This window comes from Beutenbergia cavernae DSM 12333 (assembly GCF_000023105.1).
GTDB classification, from domain to species: domain Bacteria; phylum Actinomycetota; class Actinomycetes; order Actinomycetales; family Beutenbergiaceae; genus Beutenbergia; species Beutenbergia cavernae.
In genome coordinates, this window is record NC_012669.1 from 953,179 (window position 1) to 978,209 (window position 25,031).

Here is a 25,031-nt window from a genome sequence, read left to right on the forward strand (position 1 = left end):
AGCATCGGTGAGGCTCGATCGGGGTGGTGGCAATGACGGTTCTGCACGACGGTGACACGCACCATGGCCTCGATACCTACATCGCGCTGATGGGCAGCAGGCTCGACCACCTCGCCGACGCATTGCGACGTGGCGAGGTCATCGAGGCGCAGTTCGTCGCGATGACACTGCACTCGACGAGCGTGATGGCGGGGGCCGCGGACGTGGCGCGCATCGCGAACGGGATCGAGCAGGAGCTCGCCTTCCAGGACACGGACCGGGCGAACGCCCTGCTGCCTCAGCTGGTGGCGGCGGGGGAGACCACCGCCACCGAGCTCCGCCGGATCCTCGCCGGGGAACCGCGCGTCATCCCCCTGTCGGCGTGAAGCGGTAACCCAGGCCGCGCACGGTATGGATCCACCGCGGTTCCAGCGAGCTGTCACCGAGCTTCCGACGCAGGTTCGCGACGTGCACCTCGACGCTGCGTCGGTCCGCCTCGGAGATCGGGGTGCCGGTGTCGTAGGCGTCGGCCCACAGCACCCGCACGAGCTCGTTCTTCGACACGACCCGGCCGGGGCGCGACGTGAGCTCCGCGAGGATGTCGAACTCGCTGCGGGTGAGGTGGATGTCGGCGCCGTCGACCCGCGTCATGCGGGAGAGCACGTCGACCTCGAGGCCGTCGGAGCCGAGGACGCTCGGCGAGCCGGGGTCCGCCTGCTCCGCCACGCCGCCGGCACGGCGTGGACGGCGCAGCATCGCCTCGATCCTGGCCCGCAGCTCCCGTGGCCGGAACGGCTTCGTCTGGTAGTCGTCGGCGCCGGAGTCGAGCCCCATGAGCGCGTCGATCTCCTCCGCCCGCGCGGTGAGCATGACGATGTACGCGTCCGACACGGGGCGGATCCGGCGCGCGACCTCGAAGCCGTCGATGTCCGGGAGGCTGATGTCCAGGGTGACCACCAGCGGTGCCACCTCCTGCACGAGGCGGACGCCGTCGTTGCCCGTCTCGGAGCTGTGCGTGCGGAAGCCCGCCTGACCGAGGACCGTCTCCAGCAGCTCACGAATGTCCGGATCGTCCTCGATGATGACGGCGACCCGTTCGCTACCCCCGGTCATGGCCGTCACCGTACCCGCTCGGCCCGAGCTCCGAGGTCAGATCGTCGAGGAGCTCGGGGATGCCGTCGAGCCGGTGGGCGCGCAGGATCGTGAGCAGCTCGCGGGCCAGCTCGCTCGCGCGCGGTCGACCGAACGTGCCGCTCGACCCGGCGATCTGGTGGGCGAGCTCCGCCGCCTCCTCCCAGCGCTCCGGGGGACTGGTGGCGTCCAGCGCCGTGCAGAGCTCGGCCAGGCGCGCACCGCGGGCGCGGTTGCGCTTCGTGGCTCGCGCCGTGATCCGGGCGAGCTCCGCCTCGGCCTGCGCGTCCGGCGAGCTCACGCGGGCCGTTCGAGCAGTCGGGCGACCTGGTCCGCGAGCGTCATCGGGTCGAACGGCTTCGCGATCACGCCGGCGAGCCCGGACCCTGACCACTCGTGCGCCTGGCCGGGGGTGAACTTCGCCGTGAGGAACACGACCGGGACCTCCCGCGTCACGGGGTCTGCCCGCAGTCGCACCAGCGTCGACGGGCCGTCGACGACGGGCATCATCACATCCAGGAGGATCACGTCCGGCGGATCCATGTGCGCGAGCCGGAGCGCCTCGGCGCCGCTGGGCGCCGTCGTCACGCGCCACCCGCCCACGAGCTGGAGCGCCATCTGCGCGACCTCGCGGATGGTCTCGTCGTCGTCGACGACCAGGACGTGCCCGGGATGCATCTCTCCTCCTGGCCGGCGACCGCACGCGGCCCGCGCGGCCTGTGCCGACCGTACCGCCACGTGACCCGGCTGACACCCGCGAGGAGCCGTCCCGGCCCTGCTCTGACTAGTCTCGGCAGTGAGGAGGCAGCCATGGAACGCGGCTCGAGCTTCCGCCGGTGGGTGTTCGTGACCGGCGGCTGGTTGCTCGCCGTCACGGTGGTGCTCTCCAGCGGACTGCCGGAGTCGTCGCGAGCTCAGGTCACGAGCGTCGTGCTGCCGGTCACAGCGGTCGTCGCCGCCACGAGCTGCCTCCTCACGTCGCGACGGTCGACGGGCCGCCGGCGTCGCGCGTGGGCTCTGCTCGCCGCCGCCGGCTACATCGGGTTCGGCGGCAACGCGGTCGGCTTCATGACGGGGACGACGACGACCGGCGACCTCGCGTACATCGGCGCCCTGCTCATCGGCGTCCTCGCGCTCCTGTCGTTCCCCTCGACGCCGGTCCGCGCGACGAGCGTCGCGCGGATGGTGCTCGACGGCGTCGTCGTCGGCGGTTCCGTGCTGGTCGTCGCGGCCGTCGCCGTCTTCCCCGACCTCGAGACGTCGGCGGGCGGCACGACCCTCGGCGAGGTCGTCGCCCTCCTCATGCCGATCGTCGACGCCGTGCTCGCCACGCTCGCCGTCGTCCTCATCACCCGCAGCTCCCGGTCCGAACGCGTGCCGCTGGTCCTCGTGGCGCTGAGCTTCGTGCTGTACGCGATGTCGGACCTGTCGTACGCGCTCCTCGGCATCTCCGCGTTCACGTTCGGGACGCCGGTCGACCTCGGGTGGATCACCGGGTACGCGCTGGGCGGGCTCGCGGCGCGGCACCCGGCCGCGACGGGAGGGCCGCGCCCGGCGCGCCGTGAGGAGTCGACCCCCGTCGCGGCGACGATCCTGACGTTCGCCGTGTTCCTGGCGGCCGCCGTCGTGTGGGTCGTGAACGTCCCGGCCGGCTCCTGGAACGTCGTCGCGGTGCTGCTGTGGCTGCTCGTGCTCGTCGCCGTCGCGGCCCGGCAGACGATCCTCGTCCTCGACAACGAGCGCCTGCGCCGCGGACTGGAGCGACGGGTCCGTGCCCGCACCGCGGAGCTGCGGGCGGTGACCCGCTCGCGGGAGCTCATGCTCTCCTCCGTGGGCGACGGGATCTACGGCGTCGACCGCGACGGGCGCGTCACGTTCGTCAACCCCGCCGGGGCGCGCACGCTCGGGTTCGCGGCACGCGAGATGGTCGGCCAGGACGCGCACGGCCTGTTCCACGCGCCGGGGCCAGACGGAGCCCCGTTCCCGTTCGACTCGTGCTACATCGCGGAGGCGATCCGGGACGGCATCACCGCCTCGGCGGAGGAGGATCTGTACCGGCGCGCGGACGGCAAGGACGTCCCGGTCGAGGTCACGGCCAGCCCGTTGCGTGACGGCGCCGTGGTGCTCGGCGCCGTCGTGGTCTTCCGCGACGTGACGCAGCGTCGCGAGGTCGACCGCCTCAAGAACGAGTTCGTCTCGGTCATCAGCCACGAGCTCCGGACCCCGCTGACGTCGATCCGTGGCTCCCTCGGGTTGCTCGCCGGCGGCGCCGCCGGGCCGATCTCGGACCAGGCTCGGCGCATGGTCACGATCGCGCTGGGCAGCAGCGAGCGGCTGACGCGCCTCATCAACGACATCCTCGAGGTCGAGCGCATGGAGGCGGGCGCCGCGCCCATCGAGCTCGCCGACCACGACGTGCGGACCGTGCTCGCCGCCGCCGTCGACCAGGTGCAGGGGCTCGCCGACGCGGACGGTGTCTCCGTGCGGCTCGGCGACGTCACCGGCCGGGTGCACGCCGACGCCGACCGGGTGGTCCAGACGTTGATCAACCTGCTCGGCAACGCCATCAAGTTCTCCGCCCGGGGCTCGCAGGTCGTCGTCGCCGCGCGCCCCGCGGGCGAGTTCGTGGAGTTCCGGGTCGTCGATCACGGCCGCGGCATCCCGCCGGACCGGCTGGAGATGATCTTCGGGCGGTTCGAGCAGGTCGACTCGTCCGACGCGCGGGAGAAGGGCGGCACCGGGCTGGGGCTCGCGATCAGCCGCAGCATCGTGGAGCGCCACGGCGGCCGGATCTGGGCGCAGAGCACCCCCGGCGAGGGATCGACGTTCTTCATGACGCTCCCGCGGGTGGACGAGGAGGCGACGACGACGGCGTCACCCACGGGGGCTGATCCGGTGGGACGATAGGGGCGCGGGGTGCGACCGGGGCAAGCGAGCGAGACTCCGACAGCGAGCGCGGGAGGATCGCGACCGAGTAATCGAGAGGACCCACGTGACCACAGCAAGGCCCGAAACCGGCCCGACGATCCGGATCAGCACCGGCACAGGCTCTGGACGCACCACGCTGTCCGCGTTCGACGCGGCCCTGCGCAGCGCCGGAGTCGCGGACTTCAACCTGCTGCGGCTGAGCTCGATCATCCCGCCCGGCAGCACCGTGCTCGAGGTCGGCGCCGCCGACCAGCTCAGCGGTGCGCACGGCGACCGGCTCTACTGCGTCTACGCCGAGGCGCACGCCGAGCTCCCGCACCACGAGGCGTGGGCGGGCATCGCGTGGGCGATCGCGCTCGACGGGAGCGGAGGCGGCCTCTTCGTCGAGCACGAAGGACCGTCGCGAGAGCAGGTCGACCGGGACCTCACCGCGACGCTCGAGGATCTCGTCGACCGCCGCGGTGGGGGCTACGAGATCGCCGGCCGCGCGATCACGTCCGCCATGTGCGAGACCGAGCCGGTGTGCGCCGTCGTCATCGCGTCCTACGCAGCGCGGGGATGGTCCGTCGAGTGACACGGCCAGGACGCGCCCGGGTCGCGACGACCCGGGCGGTGAGCGACGACGTCGTCGAGGAGTTCTGGCCCACGTACCTGGCGGCGTTCGCGCCGCTCGCGCAGCGCGCCGCGGCCAGGCACGTGCTCACGCGCGAGGAGTTCGCCGAGGAGATGGCTGACGAGCGGATCCTCAAGCTTCTCGCCCGGGACCACGAGGGGCACCCCGTCGGGCTGACGACGCTCGCGACCGATCTCGCTGCGGTCCCGTGGGTGAGTCCCGACTTCCATGCCCGGCTCTACCCGGAGCACGCGGCCCGGGGCGCGATCTACTACGTCGGGTTCACGCTCGCGCACCCCGGCCGGCGTCGCTCCCGGGTGTTCGTCGACATGCTCGACGCGCTCATCGAGATCCTCGTCACCGACCGCGTGGTGTGCGCCTACGACGTCAGCCGGTACAACGACGAGACGCTGCGGTTCGCCGAGCACCTGTTCTCGCGGGCGCGCCGGACGTGCGAGCTGGACGTGGATCGCGTCGACGTGCAGACGTACTACGCCGCGACGTTCCACGGGCCGCGCGCCACCTGACGGCTCACGGGACCCCCGCCTGGGCGAGCGTCGCGTCGCCGCTCAGGCGAGCGCCGTCGTCGCTCGCCGGCAGGAACACGGCGTCGCCGCGGCGCAGGTCGTGCGCGGTGCCGGCCGCCTCCAGGTGCGCCGTCCCCGCCACGACGAGGAGGATCCGCGGCCCACGGCCGGCCACCGCCGTCGGCTGGGGCGTGGCATGGGTGAGGGTCAGCTCGAAGTCGTCGACGGGCGCGTAGTACACGTCGGTGTTCTCGTGGGCCCGCTCCGGCGCGAGCCGGATGGGCGGCGCCGCGACGTAGTCGACGATCTCGAGCAGCCCGTCGACGTCCACGTGCTTGGGCGTGAGACCGGCCCTGATGACGTTGTCGGAGTTCGCCATGACCTCGACGGCGAGGCCGGACAGGTAGGTGTGGATGCTCCCGGCGGGCGTGAACAGCGCTTCGCCGGGCTGCAGCGTCACCGGGTTGAGCAGCAGGGCGGCGACGACGCCCGGGTCGCCGGGGTGCGCCTCCTGGAGAAGAGTGACGACCGCGTCGGCGCGCGTCGACGGGCTGGTCCCGGCCGCCAGCCTCGCGGCGCACGCCTGCGCGAGCCGCGTCACCTCGTCCGGCGTCGCCCCGGCGGCCGGGTCGAGCAGGAGCCGGAACGCCTGCTCCATGCCGGCGGCGGACGGCGCCGAGCGCAGCGCGTCGCGCAGCCCGCCGGCGAGCGGGGTGTCGAGCGAGGCGAGGATCTCCGCCGCACGACGGGGCGCCCGGAACCCGGACAGCGCCTCGAACGTCGTCAGCGCGAACACGATCTCGGGCTTGTGGTTGCGGTCCCGGTAGGAGCGGGTCGGGGCGTCCAGGGGGAGACCGCCGCCGTCCTCGCGCGCATAGCCCGCCGCGGCCTGCGCCAGCGTCGGGTGGACCTGCAGGGAGATCGGCGCCGCGGGAGCGATGAGCTTGAGCAGGTACGGCAGGCGCGGGCCGAACCGCGCGACGACGTCGTCGCCGAGCGCGGCGGCCGGATCGGCGGCGATGTGCTCGTCGAGGGAGCGGCCCAGGTCGGGCAGGGTCGACGGCGCGCTCGGGTGCGCGCCGAACCACGCCTCCGCGACCGGGGCGCTCGTCGCCGCCGTGCCGAGCAGCTCGGGGATCGCCGTGCGCGAACCCCAGGCGTAGTCCCGCAGGTGCGGTGCGAGCCGATACACGCTGGCGTCCTTTCGTCGCGGCCCTCCCGGCCGTGGTGGACGTCGAGCGTAGCCTGGCGCGAGCGCGTGCCGGGCGCCCCGGCGGGCCGGGCAGGATGGGGCCGTGAGCGCTCCGTTCCGGCTGACCCGGCTGTGGCCCGGTGTGTACCTGCCGGCGCTCGTCGTGGAGGTCGGCGTCGGTGCCATGATCCCGATGGTCCCGGTGTCGGCGACGTCGCTCGGGGCCGACCTGGCGACCGCCGGCCTCCTCGCCGCCATGCTCCCGATCGGACAGATCGCCGCCGACGTCCCGGCCGGCGCCGTCGCGGCCCGCATCGGGGACCGCCGGGCGATGATCCTCGCGTGCGGGATCGCCGCCGTCGCGATGGCGGGTGCGGCGCTCGCGACGACGGTCTGGGTGCTCGGGGTGTGCGTGTTCGTGGTCGGCGTCGCGGGAGCGGTGTTCGGGCTCGCGCGGCAGTCCTACCTGACGGAGGTGACGCCGGCGCTGCTGCGGGCGAGGGCCCTGTCGACCCTCGGCGGCGTGTTCCGGATCGGCCTGTTCATCGGGCCGTTCGTCGGGGCCCTCGTGGTGCACGGGGGCTCGCCGTCGAACGCTTACTGGCTCGGTGCGGGGACGTCCGTCCTGGCGGCGATCGTCGTGGCCGTCTCCCGGGAGGTGCCGGGCGCCGACGGCGTCCGCTCGCGCGACCGCGGGGACGGGCGGTCGACGTCGGCGGTGGTGCGTGAGCACCTCCCGCTGCTCGTGACGCTGGGCGTGGCGATCGCCGCCGTCGGCGCCGTGCGCGGTGCGCGGCAGGTGGTGCTGCCGCTGTGGTCGGAGCACCTCGGGTTCCCGCCGGCGACGACGGCGCTCGTGTTCGGGATCTCCGGCGCCGTCGACATGCTGCTGTTCTATCCCGCGGGCAAGCTCATGGACGCCCGCGGACGTCTCTGGATCGCGATCCCCTCGATGATCGTGATGGGCGTGAGCATGCTGCTCCTCCCGCTCACGCACACGGTGGCGGCGGTGGGCGTCGTCGCCATCCTGCTCGGCCTCGGCAACGGGATGGGCTCCGGCGTCGTGATGACGCTGGGCGCCGACGTCGCACCGGCGCAGGGGCGTGCCCAGTTCCTCGGGGCGTGGCGGCTGCTCCAGGACTCCGGATCCGCGCTCGGGCCGCTGCTGCTGGCCGGCGGAGCGGCGATCGGGACCCTGGCGGGCGGGGTGGTGGCGACCGGCATGCTCGGTGGGCTGGCCGCGGCAGCGCTCGCCCGGTTCGTCCCACGCTGGTCGGTGCACGCCAACCGCACGACCCGGGCGCGCGCGGGCCTCTGAGGCGGCGTGGGATACGCTGCTCGGAAGTCGGAGGAATCGGGGCCTCCGGCGAAGCTCCATCGGGATCGGGGTACCGACATGGCTTCACAGGGTCGACTCGACGAAGCAGTCGAGGAGAGTGCCACGCGTCTGGACGTGCTGGACGCGGTCATCGATGTGCTCGCCGACGCGGGCCGGGTGGCGGTGACGTTCGACAGGGTGGACGACGAGGCGCGCCTTCCGCAGGGGACGGCTGCCGGCCTGTACCGCAGCGAGGACCAGCTGCTCGTCGCCACGGCCGGGCGGGTCGTCGAGCGACTGCGCCAGCGACTGAACACCGGCGGGCTCCTGCCGCTCGACCCGGCGCCGTACGGCGAGGTGGTCCGCACCGCTGCGGCGGGCGTCGACCACGTCGTCACGGAGGCTCGAGCGGACCTGCTGGCGCTCCAGGGGCTGCGCGGCGTGAAGCTCACGCCCGACGACGAGATCGACCTGTGCGACAGGGCCGTCCGGGCGTTCGCGCGATCGGTGGCGCGCGCCGTCATCGACATGGGACTTGCCCGCAGCTCCGAGGACGTCGTCGCCTTCTTCGAGGCGATGGTCGACGTCACGTGGGCGCACCTGGAGCGCGGTCTGTCCCGCCCTGAGCTGGAGCGGCGGATCGCGCGAGCGCTGGAGCGCTACCTCATGCCGACTCGCAACCTGCGCCTGGTGGGCGGGCCGGGCGTGGACGAGGGCGAGGACGCCTCCGTGACGGTGCGCGGGGCGTCTCCGCGATCCTCGCGCGGCGTCGGCTGACGCGCCTGAGAGGGTTCGGTCAGCTCCTGCGTGCGGAGCGGGCGGCGAACGCGTAACCGACGACGCCGGAGGCGGCACCGAGTGCGCAGACGGCCGCTCCGAGGCGCGGCACACCCACGCCGGCGGCGTCGAGGATCGCCAGGACCACGAGCGCGGCGAGCCACAGCGCCGTCCCGGCGGCGAGCACGCCGCGCAGGTCGACGTGCGCCCGCTCCAGCGTCCTCTCGCGCCGAGGCGGCGGAACCAGGGCACCGGCCGGATCGTCGCTCACGACCTCGATGCTACGAGCACTCGTGGCGCTCTCGCGTCAGGCTCTGCCACTCTTGGGCCTCGTGACCACGACTCGAGCGCCGGAGCAGACCGGCGTACGCGGTGCCCTCGACCGGTACTTCCTCGTCTCGGAGAGGGGGTCGACGTTCGGCCGCGAGATCCGCGGCGGGCTGGTGACGTTCTTCGCGATGGCCTACATCATCGTGCTGAACCCGTTGATCCTCGGCACCGTGCCGGACGACGGCTTCACCGGCAGCTTCATCGGCGGTGACCCGGAGCTCGCCATCGCGCGCGTGGCGGCGACGACGGCGCTCATCGCCGGCCTCATGTCGATCCTCATGGGGGTCGTGGCGAAGTTCCCGCTGGCGCTCGCAGCGGGGATGGGGCTCAACGTCGTCGTGACGTTCTCGATCGCGACGCTGCCCGGGATGACGTGGGCCGACGCGATGGGGATCGTGGTGCTCGAGGGCATCATCATCCTGGTCCTCGTGCTGACCGGGTTCCGGGAGGCCGTGTTCCGGGCGGTGCCCCGGGAGCTCAAGACGGCGATCGGCGTCGGCATCGGTCTGTTCATCGCGTTCGTCGGGCTCGTGAACGCCGGGATCGTGCGGACGCCGCTCTCGCTCGGCACGCCCGTCGACCTCGGGGTCGGTGGCTCGTTCGCCGGCTGGCCGATGCTCGTGTTCGTGGTCGGCCTCGTGGTCTCGATCGTGCTGTACGTCCGCAAGGTGCGCGGTGCGCTGCTCATCGCGATCGGCGCGGCGACGGTGCTGGCGCTCGTCATCCAGGCGTTCGCCGGGCTCGGGCTGCGGTCCGTGACCACGACCGCCGACGGCCTCGTCGCCGAGAACGACACCGGCTGGATGCTCAACGTCCCGGAGCTGTCCGGGTCGCCGGTGCAGACGCCGGACTTCGGGCTGCTCGGCCAGTTCTCCCTGTTCGGGTCGATCGAGAAGATCGGGCTGCTCACCGTCGTGCTGCTGGTCTTCTCGCTCCTGCTGGCGGACTTCTTCGACACGATGGGGACGATGGTCGCCGTCGGCGGCGAGGCGAAGCTGCTGGACGCCGACGGCAACCCGCCGAAGACCCGCCAGATCCTCGTCGTGGACTCGATCGCCGCCGTGGCGGGCGGCGCGGGGAGCGTCTCGTCGAACACGAGCTATGTGGAGTCCGCGGCGGGTGTGGGTGAGGGCGCGCGCACCGGCCTCGCCTCGGTGGTGACGGGTGTGGCGTTCCTGCTGGCGACGTTCCTGGCGCCGCTCGTGGAGCTCGTGCCGTCGGAGGCGGCGACGCCGGCCCTCGTGCTGGTCGGGTTCCTCATGATGTCGCAGGTGGCCGGCATCTCCTGGACGCGCCTCGAGGTGGCGATCCCGGCGTTCCTCACGATCGCCGTCATGCCGTTCACGTACTCGATCACCGCCGGGATCGGGGCGGGCTTCATCGCGTACGTCCTGGTCCGGGTGACGCAGGGCAAGGTGCGCGAGATCCACCCGCTCATGTGGGTGGCCGCTGCGGCGTTCGTCCTGTACTTCGTGCGGGGGCCGCTCACCGCGCTGCTCTAGCGCCGCGGCTCGAGGCCGACGCCGGCTCCGTACGCGAGCCGGGCTCGCCACCGCCGACCAGGCGATGGGTCGCGTCCGACGCGTGGTCAGCGCGACCGGTGGCCTGCTCGCGGGCGGGTGCGCGACCGGTGGCCTTCTCGCGGGCGCGGAGTGCGACGCCTCGCCTGGTGCTCGGCCGCTCACGGCAGTCACGCGGCCGCGTCGTCACGCAGCGCCGCCAGAGCGGCGCGGACGTCGCTCACGAGGATTCCGCCGGGGAGCGTGTCCTCGGGCGCGAACCTCAGCACGTTGGCGCGTCCGCGCGTGACGAGTCGGTTCTGGCGCCGGCGGTCCTCGAGCAGAGCGGCGGGCCGGGCGTGGAACTCCCGGCCGTCGATCTCGGCCAGGAGCCAGCGGTCGCGATCGACCCACCACCCGAGGTCGCCACGCCCGAGGAAACGGCGTTGACTGTCTCGCACCACGACCTGCAGGTCATCCGGGAGGACGCCGGCGTCGTGGCAGCGCAATCGGGCGAACGTCTCGGGCGCTGACTCGGCGCGACCGTCGACGAGCCGGAACCATGTCCTCGCCGTTGCCGCTCCCCGGCGCCCTCGCATCAGCTCGGCTACCTGATGCAGCTCCTGCTCAGTGATGTGCCGTCGGTTCAGGGCGCTGTCGAGCACCGCGACCGCATGGTCGCGCCCAAGCCCAGGAATCGCCTGTGCCAGCGCCCAGATGGGTGAGGCGACGCGTCGTCCGCCGACGGGACGCGTCTCCATCTCCGAGTACTGGCGCACCAGGATCCCGGCCCGCGGGCGACGCCTGTCGCCGCGGGGCAGAGCGACCTCGGGGCGGATCGATGTCGGGAGCCCTCGGTTGCCGAGGAGCGCGAGTGCGCTACAGCCGACGGCGATCGCGTCCGGGCCGTACGCGAGCAGGCCTCCCCAGGTCGCGCGCTCCCGCCTCTCCCTCGGCCCTGTTCGCGCGGCCGACTGCGGGTCGGTGTCGAACACCCCATGCGTCGGGCGACTCCACGCTCCGGACTTGACCAACCGCCGCCGTCGGTCCGCCCCTACGCCTGCCCGTTCGCACTGCTCGGCTGACACGAGCCCTCGCTGGACCGCGGCCAGGGCGCACAGGTCCTGAGGCACGGGTAGCCGGATCGTCATGTCCGACAGCACACCCGATCCGGCGCCGCCCGAGAGCCTGCCTGTGGAGGAGCACGTGAGGGGTGCGAGGAGCGCGGTTCTGGGGACAGTCGGTGCGTCGTTCCTCGGGATCGTCCGATGGCTGGTGTCGACAAGGCCAAGGGTCGCGCTCGTCGCGCTGCAGGCGCGAGTTGTCGCCTGGTCGCAGCCGTGTGCGCGAGTCATGGCCTGCTCGACGTGTGGAAGGGGCCACGGCCGGCCACGCTAGAGCTGGGTGCCCAGCTTGAACCCCTCGGCGCCGTCGACGTCGCCGGACCCGCCGGGCGGCCGCGTGTAGGAGAACCCGTCCGCCCCGATCGTCACGTCCATCTCCCCGGCCTCGTGGCGGGTGACGAGGGGCCGCACCGAACCGGACAGGTCGAGCACCGGCGAGGCCTCCGTGTACCAGGACGGCACCACGGGGTTGCCCCACCAGTCGCGTCGCTGGTTGTCGTGCACGTCCCACGTGACGACGGGGTTGTCGGGATCCCCGGTCCAGTAGTCCTGGGTGTAGATCTCGACCCGGTGCCCGTCGGGGTCGCGCAGGTACAGGTAGAACGCGTTCGACACCCCGTGCCTCCCCGGCCCGCGCTCGATGCAGTCCGAGCGGCGCAGCGCCCCGAGCCGGTCGCACAGCGCCGTCACGTGGTGCGACTCCCTCGTCGCGAAGGCCACGTGGTGCAGCCGCGGCCCGTCGCCGCCTGTGAGCGCGACGTCGTGGACGGTCGGCTTGCGGCGCAGCCACGCCGCGTACGTGACGCCGTCGGCGTCCTGGATGTCCTCCGTCACGCGGAATCCGAGCGCCTCGAGGTAGGTCCGCCCGGACGGCACGTGCGGCACGACCTGGTTCACGTGGTCCAGCCGCACCAGCGGCGCCGTCCCCTGGCGGTCGTACGCCCACGCCAGCCGCTCGACGTGCTCGGCGTCGTGGAACAGCTCCAGGGGGAACCCGAGCGGGTCCTCGACGCGCACCGTGTCGCCGAACCCCTCGGCGAACCCGTCCGGCCGACGCTCCACCCGGCAGCCGAGCGCGGCGAAGAACGCCTCGGCGCGATCGAGGTCCGCCGGCTCGCGAACCCGGTAGGAGATCGCCGCGGCGGCCGCCACGGGACCTTCCCGCAGCACGAGGTTGTGGTGGATGAACTCCTCGAACGTGCGGAGGTGGATGACGTCGTCGCTCTCGGACGTCACCACCAGACCCAGCACGTCCACCCAGAACCGGCGCGCCGCGGCGAGATCCGTGACGACGAGCTCCACCGACGCGCACCGCACGATGTCCGGCGGCGGCGGGAGGACGACGGCGCTCGCCTCAGCCATGGGTGTCCGTTCGCCGGGGACCACGAGGTCCGGAGGGAGACGTCATGAGCCGTCCTTCGCGTGTGCTCCGGCCCCGAAGCGGGGCGTGTGGACGTCGCCGAGCGAGACGTGCACGGCCTGGCGGTGGGTGTAGAAGTCGAGCGACGTGTAGCCGCCCTCGTGCCCGACCCCCGAGGCCTTGATCCCGCCGAACGGGGTCCGCAGGTCGCGCACGTTGTGCGAGTTCAGCCAGACCATGCCCGCCTCGACGCGTTGGGCGAACGTGTGCGCCCGGACGAGGTCGTTCGTCCACACGTAGGCGGCCAGGCCGTACCGCACCGCGTTCGCGAAGGCGAGCGCCTCGGCGTCGTCGTCGAACGGCGTGATGACCACGACCGGCCCGAAGATCTCCTCCGTGAAGACCCGTGCCGTCGGCGGCACGTCCGCGAACACGGTGGGCGCGACGTAGTTCTCGCCGGTCAGCCCGGGGGCACGCCCGCCGCCGGCGAGCAGCCGCCCCTCGGAGCGGCCGATCTCGATGTAGGAGAGCACCTTCGCCGTGTGCTCCGGGTGCACGAGGGCGCCGACCTCCGTGCCGTCGTCGGCCGGGTCGCCGACGACGATCGCCGCCGCGCGCGCCGCGAACCGCTCGCAGAACTCGTCGTAGACCCGGCGCTCGACGAGGATCCGTGAGCCGGCCGTGCAGCGTTCGCCGTTGAGGGAGAAGACGCCGAACAGCGTCGAGTCGATCGCGGCGTCGAGGTCGGCGTCCGCGAACACCACGGCCGGCGACTTCCCGCCGAGCTCCATCGACAGCCCCTTGAGGTGCGGTGCGGCGTTCGCCGCGATGAGCGCACCGGTCGCCGACTCGCCGGTGAACGACAGGAGCGGGACGTCCGGGTGCCGCACGAGCGCATCCCCAGCCTCCTCGCCCAGTCCGTGCACGAGATTGAACACGCCGGCCGGCACGCCCGCCTCCGCCAGGATCTGCGGCCACAGCGACGCGGACAGCGGCGTGAACTCCGCGGGCTTCAGCACCACGGCACACCCCGCCGCGAGGGCGGGCGCGAGCTTCCAGCTGGAGAGCATGAACGGCGTGTTCCACGGCGTGATGAGGCCGGCGACGCCGACCGGCCGCCGGTGCACGTAGGTGAGCTGGGAGCCCGGCACCTCCAGCGCGTCGTCCCGCTGCGCGACGATCAGGTCGGCGAAGAACCTGAAGTTCTCCGCGGCGCGGGCGGCCTGACCCCGCGCCTGGCGGATCGGCAGCCCGGTGTCGAACGTCTCGAGCGCGGCGAGCCGTGGGCCCTGGGCCTCCACGAGGTCCGCGACCCGGGTGAGCACCCGCGCTCGCTCGCGGGCGCGCAGGTGCGGCCAGTCGCCGTCCGTGAACGCGCGGCGTGCGGCGGCGACGGCGCGGTCGACGTCGGCCGCACCCCCGGCGGCCGCCCGCACGTACACGGCGCTCCCCACGGGCTCCAGCACGTCGAACGTGGCGCCGTCGGCGCTGGGGACGTCCTCGCCGCCGATGTGGTGCAGCAGCACCTGAGGCACTCCGTCGGGAACCGTCGTCATCGTTCCTCCATCCGCAGGTCGGCGACCCGGAACCGGTCGGCAGGGGTCAGCCACTCCCGCCCCTCCTCGGCGAGAGCGCGGATGCGCTCCACGCCGGCCGGCGTCGGCGGGATCAGCGGTGGGCGGACATGAGGCGAGGCGATGAGCCCGCGCTCGGCGAGCAGCCACTTCGCCGGCGCCGGGTTGGTCTCGACGAACAGCAGGTCGACGAGCGGGTGCAGGCCGTCGTGGATCCGTCGCGCCTGTTCGACGTCGCCCGCCACCCACGCCTCGTACAGGTGGGTGTGCGCCGCCGGCGCGATGTTCGAGGTGGCGGACACGAAGCCGACGCCGCCGATCGCGAGCAGCGGGAGGCACAGCAGCTCGATGCCCGACCAGACGACGACGTCGGGTCCGCACAGGTGCAGCACGCGCGAGAAGTGCTCGAAGTCCTTCGTCGTCTCCTTGACCCCCACGAAGCTCGGCACCTCGCGGTACAGGCGCGCGACGGTCTCGGGAGCGAGGTCGACGGCGGTCCGGCTCGGCACGTTGTACGCGAGGATCGGCAGGTCGGGGAACTCGGCCGCCACCGTCCGGTACCAGACGACGAGCGCCTCCTGCGTGGGCCGCGCGTAGTACGGCGTGATGACGAGCGCCGCGTCGATGCCGGCGTCGACCGCGCGGCCCGTGAGCTCGATCGTCTCGTCGAGCCGCGTGCTGCCGGTCCCCGCCACGACGGGCACCCGATCGTCGACGGCGGCGACCACCGTCTCGATCGCGGCGGCCCGCTCGTCGACGCTCTGCGCGCTCGGCTCGCCGGTCGAGCCGCCGATCGAGATCCCGTGGCTCCCGCTGCTGAGCTGCCACGCGACGAGGTTCGCCAGGCTCGTGTGGTCCACCGCGCCGTCGTCGGTGAACGGCGTGACGAGGGGCGCGATCGAGCCGCGGATCGCGTGCGGGTCGCTGCGGAACCTCATGGGTTCCCCTCCTTCTCGTACCGGGCGCGCCACGCGGCGTCCATCGGGTACAGCCCGTCGATCGACGCGCCGTCGGCCACCTGCCGCGCGATGAACGTCTCCTGCCGCTCCTGCTCGACGGCGTCGCGCGCCACCTCCTCGGCGAGGGCTGCCGGGATGACGACGACGCCGTCGCCGTCGCCGACCACGACGTCGCCCGGCTGCACCGCGGCGCCACCGCAGGCGATGGTCACGTCGGTGTCCCACGGCACGTGCCGGCGACCGAGCAGCGCGGGATGCCGCCCGGCGGCGAAGACCGGCAGGCCGAGGGCGGCGACCGCGTGCGCATCGCGTACGCCGCCGTCCGTGACGACGCCGGCGGCTCCGCGGACCTGGGCGCGCAGCGCGAGGATGTCGCCGACCGTGCCGGTGCCGCGTTCCCCGCGTGCCTCGACGACGAGCACGTCGCCGGCCCCCAGCGCCTCCACGGCCCGCTTCTGCGGGGTGAACCCGGCGCCCCGCTCCGCGGCGAGATCGGGTCGGAACGGCACGAACCGCAGCGTCCGGGCGCGGCCCACGAGGCGCATCCCGGCGGCGAGCGGCGCGACGCCGTCGACGCTCACGTCGTCGTACCCGCGTCGGCGCAGCTGCGCACTGAGCGTGGCCGTCCCGACGGCGGCGAGGGCCTCGCGGACGTCGCTCGCCAGCTCCGGGAGCGGGTCGCCGACGGCGAGGGTCGCCTGAGGCGCCGCGGTCGCGGCGGCGACCGCGCCGGGAGGCGACGTCCCGTACGCGGCCGCCCGGACGCCGTCGTCCACCTGCGGCTGCGCGCCGAACGGGGCCATGGGCACGGACCCCGGGACCACCCGCGTGACGAGTCTTCCGGTGCTCGGCGCGCCGGGAGCCGTCGGCGCGTCCACCTCCACCTCGACAACGTCACCCGGCGCGGCGACGGAGGCGCCGGCGGGCGTCCCGGTGAGGATCACGTCGCCCGCCTCGAGCGTGAGGAGCTGCGAGAGGTCGGCGACGAGGCGGTCGAAGCCGAACAGCAGCTCCGCCGTCGTGCCCTCCTGGACCTGCACGCCGTTCACCCACGTGCGCACGCGCAGCGCGCCGGGGTCGAGGCCGTCGGCGCGCAGCAGCGCGGGACCGAGCGGCGTGAACCCGTCGCCGCCCTTGGAGCGCAGGTTCGAGCCGGCGTCGGCGTGGCGCAGGTCGTACAGGCCCAGGTCGTTCGCGGCCGTGACGGCGGCCACGCACGCCCACGCGTCCTCGGGCGAGACGCGGCGCGCGTCACGCCCGAGGACGAGGGCGATCTCCCCCTCGAAGCCCAGCAGCTCCGTCCCCGGCGGTCGTTCGACCACGCCCCCGGACGCGGCCAACGACGTCGCCGGCTTGACGAAGTACGACGGGAACTCGGGGGTCCTACCCCGCTGCGCGGCGCGCGAGCGGTAGTTCAGGTGGACGCAGACCACCTTCCCCGGGCGGCGGGACAGCCCGAGGGACGTGACGACGTCGTCGGCCGGCGCGGGAGGGATGGTCACCTCAGCCCTCGCGGTGCATCAGCTCGCGCACCCGCTCCTGCGCCGGCCCGCGGTCGTAGCCCTTGAGCATGGCCCCGGCCATCCGCACGGGGTCGCCGAAGAAGAAGTACTCGTACAGAGACTCGCGGCCGGCGAAGGAGGAGACCGACGCGTCGAGCGCGAGCTTGAACAGGCGGGCGCGGTCCTCCGCGGCGATCGCAGCACCCTGCAGGTACTGGTCGAGGTCGGCACGACCGTCGCCCGCGAAGTCCGCCTCGCTGGGCAGCGCCATGAGGCCCGACGCCGAGAACTTGCGGATGATCTCCGGCAGCCGCTGGCTGACCTTGCGCGGGTACCAGTTGCGCGCCGCGTTCAGCGTGTCCCACCGCGGCAGGAACACGCCCTCGGCGTTGAGCTCGCCGTCGACCTCCGCCGCCCGCAGCAGCGCTCGTTCGATCTCGACGTAGCTGATGAGCTCGGCGAGGTCCTCCTGGATGTGCTGGAACTGGGTGATGCCGATCGAGTCGGCGATCTCGCTCGCGAGGCCGAGGTAGAACTCCGTCTTGGCGAGCGTGCGGCACACGACCTGGTGGGCCATGAGCGCCCCGGCGCCCGTCGTCGTGTAGAACGCGTTGCACAGTTCCGGGTGACCGAGCATGAACACGCGCTCGTGGGGCACGAGCACGTCGTCGAAGACGACGACGGCGTCCATCTCGTCGAAGCGCGACGCGAGCGGCTCGTCGAACGTCGAGCCGCCCTGGTACATCGGCGTGCGGCAGTAGTACTTGAGGCCCGGGGCGTCGTTCTGGATGGCGAACGCGAACGAGTACGGGGCGTCCTCCGGCGTACCGCGGAGCACGGTCGACGGGAACACGAGCAGCTCGTCGGCGATCGGCGCGATCGTCGCGAGCATCCGTGCGCCGCGGATGACGATGCCCTGGGAGTTCTCCTCGACCACTCGCGCGGACAGCTGCCCGCCGCCCTGCTCGCTGCCCGACACCGAGCGGTTGACCTGCGGCGGGATGAGGGTGTGCGTGGCGAGGAGGTCGTTCTCGCGTGCCATCTCGTAGTACGCCGCGATCCGGTCGGCGAACTCGCCGCCCGCCTCGCCGAAGAACTCCCGCGATGCTCCGAGCGCCGTCAGCGCGCTGTTCATGTAGTCGCCGGTGCGGCCGAGGAAGCCGCCGGAGTAGTCGGCCCAGGTGCTCATCGCGCGCCGGCGGCGGGCGAGGTCGTCCTGGCTGCGCGGCACGAGGAAGGACGTCCCGACGGCGTCGCCGCTGGTGGGGGAGGGATAGGTGAGGATGTCGGCGAGCTCGGGGTCGTGCTGCATGTCGAACAGCCGCGCGTACGTGCGGGCGTTGTTCGCGAACATCGGGTGGTCGGCGACGCCGGAGGTCACCTTCTCGCCGGCCACGTAGATCTCCGGCGTCATGGCGTTCAACGACTCGAGGTACTGCGCTCCCGTGCGGGCTCCCATGGTGCTCCCTCTCTCCTGGCTCTACAGCAGCGACTCGTGACCGGGGACGTACTCGGTCACGGTGGTGAACTGCCCGTTGACGAAGCCGAGGGCGTCGCCCGAGCGGTAGTCGAACTCCTGGACCTCGCCGAGGAACAGGGTGTGGTCGCCCGCGGGGTGCTCCGCCCACGGTGTGCACTCGAACCAGCTGAGGACGCCGGCGAGGCGCGGCGCGCGTTCACCCTCGATCCAGCGCGGCTCGGCACACGGCTTCCCGGCGAAGTGCATCGCGAGGTCTGCCTGCTCGGCGCCGAGCACGTTGACGGTGAACGGGCGCCCGCGGAGCAGTTCGTGCGCGGCGACCGTGCGCTGGAGCGAGACGAGGACCAGCGGGGGATCCATGGACACGGACGTGAACGAGTTCACCGTGAGGCCGTGCCGCTTGGCCGGGGCGTCGACCGTGACGACGGCGACGCCGGTCGCGAAGCGGGCCAGCCCGCCCCGGAAGAAGTGGTCCGGCGGGCGGTAGAGCGCGGACGACGGCGTGAAGCCGGGCTCCCGGTCCCTCATCCGCGTCTCCCTCGCAACGTTGCGTGGACACTGCCGACTCGCCGTCGTCGTCTGACGATGTGCGATAATCGAACATTGCGTTCGTTAATCGAACCTACGCCTGGTCTGGGAGGCTGTCAACGTGTCCGATCCCGTGCCTGCAGGCGGTCCCGGGCTGAGCGCCGCGCCTCGCCCCGACGCCTCGAGCCGGTCCCAGACGCTCTCGCGCGGCATCCGGACCCTCGAGGTGCTCGCCGACGCCGCCCGACCGCTCACGATCGCGGAGATCGCGACGGCGCTCGGCGTCCACCGCTCGATCGCGTACCGGATCCTGCGCACGCTGGAGGACCACGGGCTCGTCGTCCGCGACAGCGGCGGCGCCGTCGCGCTCGGTCCCCGCATGGCGGCGTTGGCGCGGGGTGTCGCGCGCGGCCTCCAGTCGGCGGCGCTGCCGGAGCTGACCGCCGTCGCCAACGAGCTCGGCATGACCGCGTTCGTCACCGTCCTCGACCACGACGAGGTCGTGACGCTCGTCAGCGTGGAGCCGCGCCACGCGGCCGCGGCCGTCGCCCGGCGCCCCGGGACCCGTCACCCGCTCGCGCTCGGCGCTCCGGGGATCGCGATCCAGGCCCTGCTCGACGGCACTGGGGGCGCGCCGCTGCGGCCGGAGGTCGCCGACGTGCACGACCGCGGGTACGCGCACAGTCAGGGCGAGGTCATCCCGGGCCTGAGCTCGGTGGCCGTCCCGCTGGACGTGCCCGACCAGCGCGCCTCGCTGGCGGTCGTGTACGTCGCGGGCGGCGAGGACGTCGCCGCGATCGGGGCGCGGCTCGGCTCCGCCGCACGGGCCATCGCGGCCGAGCTGCGCTGAGGCCGCTCCGGCTCCGCGGCCACCTCGGGTGGCGACCGTGTGGTTGGTCCCGCGAGGGAGCGTTTTCGGGGGACCAAGCGCACGGTCGGGCCACACATGGGTGAGAGCTGCACGAGCCCGGACGGCGCTCGCCGTGACGCCGGTCACACCGAGGTGGCTAGAGTGGGACGTGTCCGGCGCCGACCATGGCGCCCGGTGCTCGAAAAAGGGGCACTGAGCGGGCGACGCAGCCCACGTGCACGTCAGCACGACTCGCTGCCGCACCACGCGAGACACATACGGAAGCTCCTCGCACCGTCCATGTCTCGAGGTCAGCGCCATGCCGTCCGTCTCCGCCCACGTCGCCCACGCTCTCGCCGCCCACGTCACCGAGGCGTTCGGCGTGATGGGCCACGGGAACGCCCACCTCATCGACGCCCTCGCCGGCTGCGGCGTGCGGTACACGGCGCTCCGGCACGAGGCCGGGGCCGTCGTCGCCGCCGACGCGTACGCCAGGACCACCGGCCGCCTCGCCCTCGCGACGGCGACGTTCGGCGCGGGCTTCACCAACACGCTGACGGCGCTCGCCGAGGCGGTGCAGGCGCACACGCCGCTCGTGCTCGCCGTCGGCGACGCCCCCGACGCCGGGCCGCGACCCTGGGACGTCGACCAGGAGGCGCTCGCGGCGGCGGTCGGCGCGCGGACCTACCGGGTCCGCCGGCACGGCGCGGCAGGGGTGACCCTCGCCGCGGTCAGCCACGCGCTCGAGGCGCGCACCGCCGTCGTCCTGGCGATCCCGGCCGATCTCGTCGCCGTCGACGCCGGCCCGCTCCCCGTGCTGCCCGAGCTGGGGCGCATCGAGCCGCAGGCTGCCGACGGAGCCCAGATCGAGGCTGCCGCCGAGCTCCTCGCCTCGGCGCGTCGGCCGTTCGTGCTGGTCGGCCGCGGCGCCTGGCTCGCCGGCGCGGGCGAGGAGCTCGGCCGGCTCGCGGAGGCGCTGGGCGCCGTCACCGGCAGCACCGCGCTCGGCCGCGGTGTGCTGCCGGAGGAGAAGTACGACGTCGGCGTCGTCGGCGGGTTCGGCGCGCCGCGCGCGATGGAGCTCGTCCGCCAGGCCGACGTCGCTCTCGTGGTGGGGGCCGGGCTCAACCAGTTCACGACCAGGTTCGGCGAGCTCCTCGCACCCGACGCGCGGGTCGTCCGCGTCGACGACCGGCCGGTCGACCCCGGCACCGGACCCGAGGACTCCCTTCTGGTTCAGGGTGACGCCCGACTCGTCGCCGGCGCGCTCGCCGCCGCCCTCGCCCGGCGCGAGGTCGCGCCGAGCGGCTGGCGCGAGTCCGAGGGCGACCTGGCCGACGGCGCGCTGCTCGAGCGTGAGGCGGGCGTCGGCGTGTGCGCGGACGGGCGTCTCGACCCGCGGAGCGTCGCGAGCCGGCTGGCGGAGATCCTTCCGGTCGACCGCGTGGTCGTCTCCGACGGCGGGCACTTCATCGGGTGGGCGAACACGTACTGGCCGGTGACGTCGCCGGACCGGATGGTCATGGTCGGGACGGCGTTCCAGTCCATCGGGATGGGCCTGCCGAGCGCCGTCGGCGCCGGCGTCGGGCGACCGGACGCGACGGTGGTCCTCACCACCGGGGACGGGGGAGCCCTCATGGCGCTGGCCGACCTCGAGAGCGCCGTCCGGACCGTGCGCCGCGGCGTCGTCGTCGTGTGGAACGACGCCGCGTACGGGGCGGAGGCGCACGTCTACGGCCCGCGCGGGCTGGACTCCGCGCCGATGCTGATCCCGGAGGTCGACTTCGCGGCGCTCGCCCGCTCGGTCGGCGCCCTCGGCACGAGCGTCCGGACGCTCGCCGACCTGGACGCGCTCGCCGCGTGGCTGAGCACCGGTGACGACGGCGTGCACCTCGTCGACTGCCGCGTCTCGCGGAGCGTGGTGGCGCCGTTCCAGCGGGAGATCGTCGACGCGCTCGAGCGCAGGCGCTAGACCTCCCTGGTCCCGATCGGCGCGCCGACTCAGGCCCCCGGGTCTTTACTTTCGCTAACTAATCACTTATACTGGTTGCTCGTGACACGCACCTCCACCGCGCCGGCCCGTCCGGACACCCCTGACGCGCCCAAGCGCCCCGCGACGCAGGCCGACCTGGCCTCGCAGCTGCGGATGGGGATCCTTCGCGTCTCGCGGCGGCTGCGGGCCGAGCGGAGCGGGCGGCTCACCGAGGCGCAGTACTGCGTGCTCGCCGACCTCAAGACGCAGGGTCCGATGACCCCGTCCGAGCTGGCCGAACGCGAGCAGGTCCAGCCGCCGTCGATGACCCGTACCGTCGCCGGGCTCGCCGACGCGGGTCTGGTCTCGCGGAGCGAGCACCCGGAGGACCGCCGCCAGGTGCTCGTCTCGCTGTCCGACGCCGGCCGCGAGGTCGTCGTCGCGACCCGCCGCCGCCGCGATGCGTGGCTCGCCCGCCGCATCGCCGCCCTGTCCGCCGACGAGCGCCGCACGCTCGCCGACGCCGCCGTCATCCTGAGGAGGATCGCCGCCGAGTGAGTCCCACGTTCAGCTCGCTGAGGTACTACAACTACCGCCTGTGGTTCGCCGCCGCGCTGGTGGCGAACATCGGTACCTGGATGCAGCGGGTCGCGCAGGACTGGGTCGTGCTCACGGACCTCAGCGACAACTCGGGTCTCGCCGTCGGCATCGTGACGGCGCTGCAGTTCCTCCCGGTGCTCCTCGTGAGCCCGTACGCGGGCGTCCTCGCGGACCGCCTGCCCCGCCGTCAGACGCTCATGGCGACGCAGGGTGCGATGGGTCTGCTCGCGGCGGGCCTTGGCGTGCTCGTCCTCTCCGGCCACGCCGAGCTGTGGCACGTGTACGTGTTCGCGCTGCTGCTCGGCGTCGTGACGGCGCTCGACAACCCCGTCCGCCAGACGTTCGTCGCCGAGATGGTGCCGCCGGACGGCCTGCCGAACGCCGTCGGTCTCAACAGCGCGTCGTTCAACGCGGCCCGCCTCGTCGGGCCGGGCGTCGCGGGCCTGCTCATCGCCGTCGTCGGCTCGGGCTGGCTGTTCGTCATCAACGCGGTGACGTTCGCGCTCACGGTATTCGTGCTCACGCGCATGCGGACGGCGGAGCTCACGCCGATGCCGCTCGCGAAGCGAGGGAAGGGTCAGATCCGGGAGGGCCTGCGCTACGTGCGCCGACGCTCGGACATCCTCGTGATCATGGCCGTGGTCTCGGTGATCAGCGCGTTCGGCCTCAACTTCCAGCTGACGAGCGCCGTCATGGCGCGCAACGAGTTCGGGATGGGCGCCGGCGAGTACGGCATCCTCGGCTCGATCCTCGCGATCGGGTCGCTGACCGGGGCGCTGCTCGCGGCCCGGCGCAAGCAGCCGCGCGTGCGGCTCGTGGTCGGGTCCGCGCTGGGCTTCGGGATCGCGTCCGGGGCGATGGCGCTCATGCCGACGTACTGGACCTACGCGATCTCCGCGATCCCGGTGGGCTTCTTCACGCTAACGATGATCACGGCCGCGAACACGGCGATCCAGATGTCCACGGACCCGATCGTGCGCGGACGCGTGATGAGCCTGTACCTCATGGTGTTCCTCGGGGCGACGCCGATCGGCTCGCCCATCGTCGGCTGGATCGCGGAGCACTGGGGGCCCCGCTGGTCGATCGGCGTCGGCTCGATCGCCGCGATCGTCGTCGCGCTCGGTGCCGCTGCCTACGCGATGCGCGCATGGAAGGTCCGCGTGACGTACGAGTCCGAGCCGCGCCGCCGTTTCGTGCTGTCGCGCGCCGCGCAGGAACGCCTCGCCACCCGCGACGCTCTGGAGCTCGACGACGCCGGCGAGCGCGCCAGCGCGGCCTGAGCCGGTCGGGGAGTTCTCCCCATTCCCGTGACCTGCGTCACCTCCTAACGTGGCTCGCATCCCACGACCGAGGGAGGCAGCATGTCCGAGAGCTTCCACATCGACGACGACGTCCTGCGGGCCCATGCACGCAAGGTCGACATGGTCGCCGACGACGTCGCCGAAGCGGGTTCTGCCGCCACGTCCGTCGATCTCGATGGCGGGGCGTTCGGCCTGCTCTGCGCGTTCCTTCCGCCCATCGTGAGCGAGAGCGAGGCCTCCACCGGCGACGCCGTCGGCGCGGCCGCGCGGCTGCTCGCCGACACCGCCACGCGCGTCACCGAGATGGCCCGCGACTACGCGGCCATGGATGACGACCTGAGCGGCCGCTTGGCGCGGATGGAGCCGTCATGACCGGGAACTCGCTCGTCGTCAGCCCCACCGAGTCGTCCCCGCTCGCCGGCACCCTGCTCGTCGAGAGCGTCTCCGACCTGTCGACGTCGCTCGCCAACGGCGACTGGCTCGCCGCCGGGATGGCGGGTGCGTCGACCGCCCTGGACACCGTCGCGACGGCGATGGACCCGCTCGGCTCGCTGCTGGGCGCCGGGCTCGGGTGGCTGATGGAGCACCTCGAGCCGCTGAAGGGCTGGCTCAACGACCTCACCGGCGACCCCGGCGCCGTCGGCGGCTTCGCCGGGACGTGGGAGAACATCGCCACGCGGATGTCCGAGAGCGCGGAGTCGCTGCGCACCGCCGTCTCGAGCGACCTCGAGTCGCTCGAGGGTGCGGCCGTCACGTCGTACGCGAGCTTCTCCGACGACGTCGCGGCGATGCTGGCGGCGCTCGGCGGCTCGTCCGGCGCCGTCGCCGGCGCGCTGCGCACGTGCGCCACGATCGTGCAGGTCGTCCACGACCTCGTGCGGGACGCGCTCGCGCAGCTCGTCGGCTCGGCGATCTCCTGGGCGGCCCAGATCACGTTCACCCTCGGGCTCGGCACCCCGTGGGTGATCAGCCAGGTCAGCACGCGTGTGTCGTCGCTCGCGGCTCGGGTCGGCAGCAAGGTGACGGCGCTCGTCACCTCGGTGCGCAACCTGCGCGGCGTCATCGACTCGCTCGTCGCGCTGCTGCGCCGCACCCGCGGCACGCTCGACGACGTCACGGCCCGTCCGGACGCCGTCGCCCCGACCCCGCGCACCGACCTGCCGTACTCGAACCCGCGGCGTCGGCCGTCCTACCGCCAGGGTGTCCCCGAGGAGGTCTGGGACAACGCCCGCGGCCCGGACGGCGTGGTCCGCGACCCCAACACCGGCGACGTCATCGACTGGACCCCCGGCACGCCCCGCCGGGACGTGTGGGACATGGGGCACGTGCCCGGCGAGCGGTACCACGACGTCTGGGAGCGGTACATGCGCGGCGAGATGACCCCGGCGGAGTTCCGCGACTGGTTCAACGACCCCGCGAACTACCGGCCGGAGCTCCCGGGCAACAACCGGGGCCATCGCTACGAGTAGCCCCCCACGCATAGGCTC

General features: G+C 73.2%; 25 protein-coding genes. 13 read left to right on the forward strand and 12 right to left on the reverse strand.

The features are described from left to right. The first annotated feature begins 32 nt into the window (after window positions 1-32). Window positions 33-365: an Hpt protein gene (locus BCAV_RS04280; protein ID WP_012725894.1), complete on the forward strand. Its 333-nt coding sequence runs from the start codon at window positions 33-35 to the stop codon at window positions 363-365. Here the strand turns inward: BCAV_RS04280 and BCAV_RS04285 are convergent. From BCAV_RS04285 to BCAV_RS04295, 3 genes are read right to left on the reverse strand one after another with little or no spacing between them, the layout of a single operon-like run. Then, on the reverse strand, window positions 346-1,092 hold the full coding sequence (locus BCAV_RS04285) for a response regulator transcription factor (protein WP_012725895.1): 747 nt from the start codon (window positions 1,090-1,092) through the stop codon (window positions 346-348). The two genes, BCAV_RS04280 and BCAV_RS04285, sit on opposite strands and share 20 nt — an antisense overlap. Beyond that, window positions 1,079-1,411: an Hpt domain-containing protein gene (locus BCAV_RS04290; RefSeq protein ID WP_012725896.1), complete on the reverse strand. Its 333-nt coding sequence runs from the start codon at window positions 1,409-1,411 to the stop codon at window positions 1,079-1,081. Before BCAV_RS04290 ends, BCAV_RS04285 begins: the two co-directional genes overlap by 14 nt. Then, the gene (locus BCAV_RS04295) at window positions 1,408-1,788 is read right to left on the reverse strand and encodes a response regulator (protein WP_012725897.1); all 381 of its coding nucleotides are present in this window, start codon (window positions 1,786-1,788) and stop codon (window positions 1,408-1,410) included. The genes BCAV_RS04290 and BCAV_RS04295 overlap by 4 nt, the downstream gene beginning before the upstream one ends. A 132-nt stretch (window positions 1,789-1,920) precedes the next feature. Here BCAV_RS04295 and BCAV_RS21400 point away from each other — a divergent pair, with 132 nt between their 5' ends. The 3 genes from BCAV_RS21400 (at window position 1,921) to BCAV_RS04310 (ending at window position 5,178) form a co-directional block, all read left to right on the forward strand. Further along, on the forward strand, window positions 1,921-4,017 hold the full coding sequence (locus tag BCAV_RS21400) for a PAS domain-containing sensor histidine kinase (protein WP_012725898.1): 2,097 nt from the start codon (window positions 1,921-1,923) through the stop codon (window positions 4,015-4,017). An 85-nt stretch (window positions 4,018-4,102) separates the two neighbouring features. Next, window positions 4,103-4,612, forward strand: a complete 510-nt coding sequence (locus tag BCAV_RS04305; RefSeq protein WP_012725899.1) for a pyruvoyl-dependent arginine decarboxylase — start codon at window positions 4,103-4,105, stop codon at window positions 4,610-4,612. Continuing rightward, on the forward strand, window positions 4,609-5,178 hold the full coding sequence (locus BCAV_RS04310; protein ID WP_245528940.1) for a hypothetical protein: 570 nt from the start codon (window positions 4,609-4,611) through the stop codon (window positions 5,176-5,178). Before BCAV_RS04305 ends, BCAV_RS04310 begins: the two co-directional genes overlap by 4 nt. 4 nt (window positions 5,179-5,182) lie before the next feature. Here the strand turns inward: BCAV_RS04310 and manA are convergent, their stop codons facing one another. Then, the gene (manA, locus tag BCAV_RS04315; protein ID WP_012725901.1) at window positions 5,183-6,370 is read right to left on the reverse strand and encodes a mannose-6-phosphate isomerase, class I; all 1,188 of its coding nucleotides are present in this window, start codon (window positions 6,368-6,370) and stop codon (window positions 5,183-5,185) included. Window positions 6,371-6,473: 103 nt separating this feature from the next. Here manA and BCAV_RS04320 point away from each other — a divergent pair, with 103 nt between their 5' ends. After that, window positions 6,474-7,688: an MFS transporter gene (locus BCAV_RS04320; RefSeq protein ID WP_012725902.1), complete on the forward strand. Its 1,215-nt coding sequence runs from the start codon at window positions 6,474-6,476 to the stop codon at window positions 7,686-7,688. A 78-nt stretch (window positions 7,689-7,766) separates the two neighbouring features. Then, the gene (locus BCAV_RS21405) at window positions 7,767-8,465 is read left to right on the forward strand and encodes a TetR/AcrR family transcriptional regulator (protein ID WP_012725903.1); all 699 of its coding nucleotides are present in this window, start codon (window positions 7,767-7,769) and stop codon (window positions 8,463-8,465) included. Between the two features lie 19 nt (window positions 8,466-8,484). Here BCAV_RS21405 and BCAV_RS04330 read toward each other — a convergent pair whose 3' ends face one another. Next, window positions 8,485-8,736: a DUF2530 domain-containing protein gene (locus BCAV_RS04330; protein WP_012725904.1), complete on the reverse strand. Its 252-nt coding sequence runs from the start codon at window positions 8,734-8,736 to the stop codon at window positions 8,485-8,487. Between the two features lie 7 nt (window positions 8,737-8,743). Between BCAV_RS04330 and BCAV_RS04335 the strand changes: the two genes are divergently transcribed. Next, complete coding sequence (locus BCAV_RS04335) at window positions 8,744-10,297, forward strand: NCS2 family permease (protein WP_012725905.1); 1,554 nt, start codon at window positions 8,744-8,746, stop codon at window positions 10,295-10,297. Between the two features lie 188 nt (window positions 10,298-10,485). On the opposite strand, the gene BCAV_RS04340 is transcribed toward BCAV_RS04335, so the two are convergent. From BCAV_RS04340 to BCAV_RS04370, 7 genes are all read right to left on the reverse strand, one after another. Then, window positions 10,486-11,289 (reverse strand): hypothetical protein, encoded by an 804-nt coding sequence (locus BCAV_RS04340; RefSeq protein ID WP_050761627.1) that lies wholly within the window; start codon window positions 11,287-11,289, stop codon window positions 10,486-10,488. 399 nt (window positions 11,290-11,688) lie between these two features. Then, the gene (hpaD, locus tag BCAV_RS04345; RefSeq protein WP_012725907.1) at window positions 11,689-12,780 is read right to left on the reverse strand and encodes a 3,4-dihydroxyphenylacetate 2,3-dioxygenase; all 1,092 of its coding nucleotides are present in this window, start codon (window positions 12,778-12,780) and stop codon (window positions 11,689-11,691) included. Between the two features lie 42 nt (window positions 12,781-12,822). After that, entirely contained in the window at window positions 12,823-14,334 is a 1,512-nt protein-coding gene (hpaE, locus tag BCAV_RS04350) for a 5-carboxymethyl-2-hydroxymuconate semialdehyde dehydrogenase (protein ID WP_012725908.1), read from the reverse strand. Further along, entirely contained in the window at window positions 14,331-15,290 is a 960-nt protein-coding gene (dapA, locus tag BCAV_RS04355) for a 4-hydroxy-tetrahydrodipicolinate synthase (RefSeq protein ID WP_012725909.1), read from the reverse strand. The genes hpaE and dapA overlap by 4 nt, the downstream gene beginning before the upstream one ends. After that, window positions 15,287-16,807, reverse strand: coding sequence for a fumarylacetoacetate hydrolase family protein (locus BCAV_RS04360; protein ID WP_144016880.1), 1,521 nt, complete (start codon window positions 16,805-16,807; stop codon window positions 15,287-15,289). Before BCAV_RS04360 ends, dapA begins: the two co-directional genes overlap by 4 nt. Window positions 16,808-16,814: 7 nt before the next feature. Beyond that, the gene (gene hpaB / locus BCAV_RS04365) at window positions 16,815-18,272 is read right to left on the reverse strand and encodes a 4-hydroxyphenylacetate 3-monooxygenase, oxygenase component (RefSeq protein WP_012725911.1); all 1,458 of its coding nucleotides are present in this window, start codon (window positions 18,270-18,272) and stop codon (window positions 16,815-16,817) included. 21 nt (window positions 18,273-18,293) lie between these two features. After that, complete coding sequence (locus BCAV_RS04370; protein WP_012725912.1) at window positions 18,294-18,821, reverse strand: flavin reductase family protein; 528 nt, start codon at window positions 18,819-18,821, stop codon at window positions 18,294-18,296. 121 nt (window positions 18,822-18,942) lie between these two features. Here BCAV_RS04370 and BCAV_RS04375 point away from each other — a divergent pair, with 121 nt between their 5' ends. The 6 genes from BCAV_RS04375 (at window position 18,943) to BCAV_RS04400 (ending at window position 25,013) form a co-directional block, all read left to right on the forward strand. Further along, the gene (locus BCAV_RS04375) at window positions 18,943-19,671 is read left to right on the forward strand and encodes an IclR family transcriptional regulator (protein WP_012725913.1); all 729 of its coding nucleotides are present in this window, start codon (window positions 18,943-18,945) and stop codon (window positions 19,669-19,671) included. A 319-nt stretch (window positions 19,672-19,990) separates the two neighbouring features. Next, window positions 19,991-21,643: a thiamine pyrophosphate-binding protein gene (locus tag BCAV_RS04380; protein WP_012725914.1), complete on the forward strand. Its 1,653-nt coding sequence runs from the start codon at window positions 19,991-19,993 to the stop codon at window positions 21,641-21,643. A gap of 81 nt (window positions 21,644-21,724) precedes the next feature. After that, complete coding sequence (locus BCAV_RS04385; RefSeq protein WP_012725915.1) at window positions 21,725-22,201, forward strand: MarR family transcriptional regulator; 477 nt, start codon at window positions 21,725-21,727, stop codon at window positions 22,199-22,201. Then, window positions 22,198-23,523, forward strand: coding sequence for an MFS transporter (locus tag BCAV_RS04390; protein WP_012725916.1), 1,326 nt, complete (start codon window positions 22,198-22,200; stop codon window positions 23,521-23,523). The genes BCAV_RS04385 and BCAV_RS04390 overlap by 4 nt, the downstream gene beginning before the upstream one ends. An 81-nt stretch (window positions 23,524-23,604) precedes the next feature. Next, complete coding sequence (locus BCAV_RS04395; RefSeq protein WP_012725917.1) at window positions 23,605-23,916, forward strand: type VII secretion target; 312 nt, start codon at window positions 23,605-23,607, stop codon at window positions 23,914-23,916. Continuing rightward, complete coding sequence (locus BCAV_RS04400) at window positions 23,913-25,013, forward strand: HNH/ENDO VII family nuclease (RefSeq protein WP_012725918.1); 1,101 nt, start codon at window positions 23,913-23,915, stop codon at window positions 25,011-25,013. Before BCAV_RS04395 ends, BCAV_RS04400 begins: the two co-directional genes overlap by 4 nt. Window positions 25,014-25,031 lie beyond the last annotated feature (18 nt).

What these genes read in the sequence shown, in the direction of transcription:
- BCAV_RS04280 (WP_012725894.1), top strand. Translation starts at nt 33, where the DNA reads ATGACGGTTCTGCACGACGGTGACACGCACCATGGCCTCGATACCTAC.
- BCAV_RS04285 (WP_012725895.1), bottom strand. Translation starts at nt 1,092, where the DNA reads ATGACCGGGGGTAGCGAACGGGTCGCCGTCATCATCGAGGACGATCCG.
- BCAV_RS04295 (WP_012725897.1), bottom strand. Translation starts at nt 1,788, where the DNA reads ATGCATCCCGGGCACGTCCTGGTCGTCGACGACGACGAGACCATCCGC.
- BCAV_RS21400 (WP_012725898.1), top strand. Translation starts at nt 1,921, where the DNA reads ATGGAACGCGGCTCGAGCTTCCGCCGGTGGGTGTTCGTGACCGGCGGC.
- BCAV_RS21405 (WP_012725903.1), top strand. Translation starts at nt 7,767, where the DNA reads ATGGCTTCACAGGGTCGACTCGACGAAGCAGTCGAGGAGAGTGCCACG.
- BCAV_RS04335 (WP_012725905.1), top strand. Translation starts at nt 8,744, where the DNA reads ATGCTACGAGCACTCGTGGCGCTCTCGCGTCAGGCTCTGCCACTCTTG.
- hpaD (WP_012725907.1), bottom strand. Translation starts at nt 12,780, where the DNA reads ATGGCTGAGGCGAGCGCCGTCGTCCTCCCGCCGCCGCCGGACATCGTG.
- hpaE (WP_012725908.1), bottom strand. Translation starts at nt 14,334, where the DNA reads ATGACGACGGTTCCCGACGGAGTGCCTCAGGTGCTGCTGCACCACATC.
- dapA (WP_012725909.1), bottom strand. Translation starts at nt 15,290, where the DNA reads ATGAGGTTCCGCAGCGACCCGCACGCGATCCGCGGCTCGATCGCGCCC.
- hpaB (WP_012725911.1), bottom strand. Translation starts at nt 18,272, where the DNA reads ATGGGAGCCCGCACGGGAGCGCAGTACCTCGAGTCGTTGAACGCCATG.
- BCAV_RS04370 (WP_012725912.1), bottom strand. Translation starts at nt 18,821, where the DNA reads ATGAGGGACCGGGAGCCCGGCTTCACGCCGTCGTCCGCGCTCTACCGC.
- BCAV_RS04380 (WP_012725914.1), top strand. Translation starts at nt 19,991, where the DNA reads ATGCCGTCCGTCTCCGCCCACGTCGCCCACGCTCTCGCCGCCCACGTC.
- BCAV_RS04395 (WP_012725917.1), top strand. Translation starts at nt 23,605, where the DNA reads ATGTCCGAGAGCTTCCACATCGACGACGACGTCCTGCGGGCCCATGCA.
- BCAV_RS04400 (WP_012725918.1), top strand. Translation starts at nt 23,913, where the DNA reads ATGACCGGGAACTCGCTCGTCGTCAGCCCCACCGAGTCGTCCCCGCTC.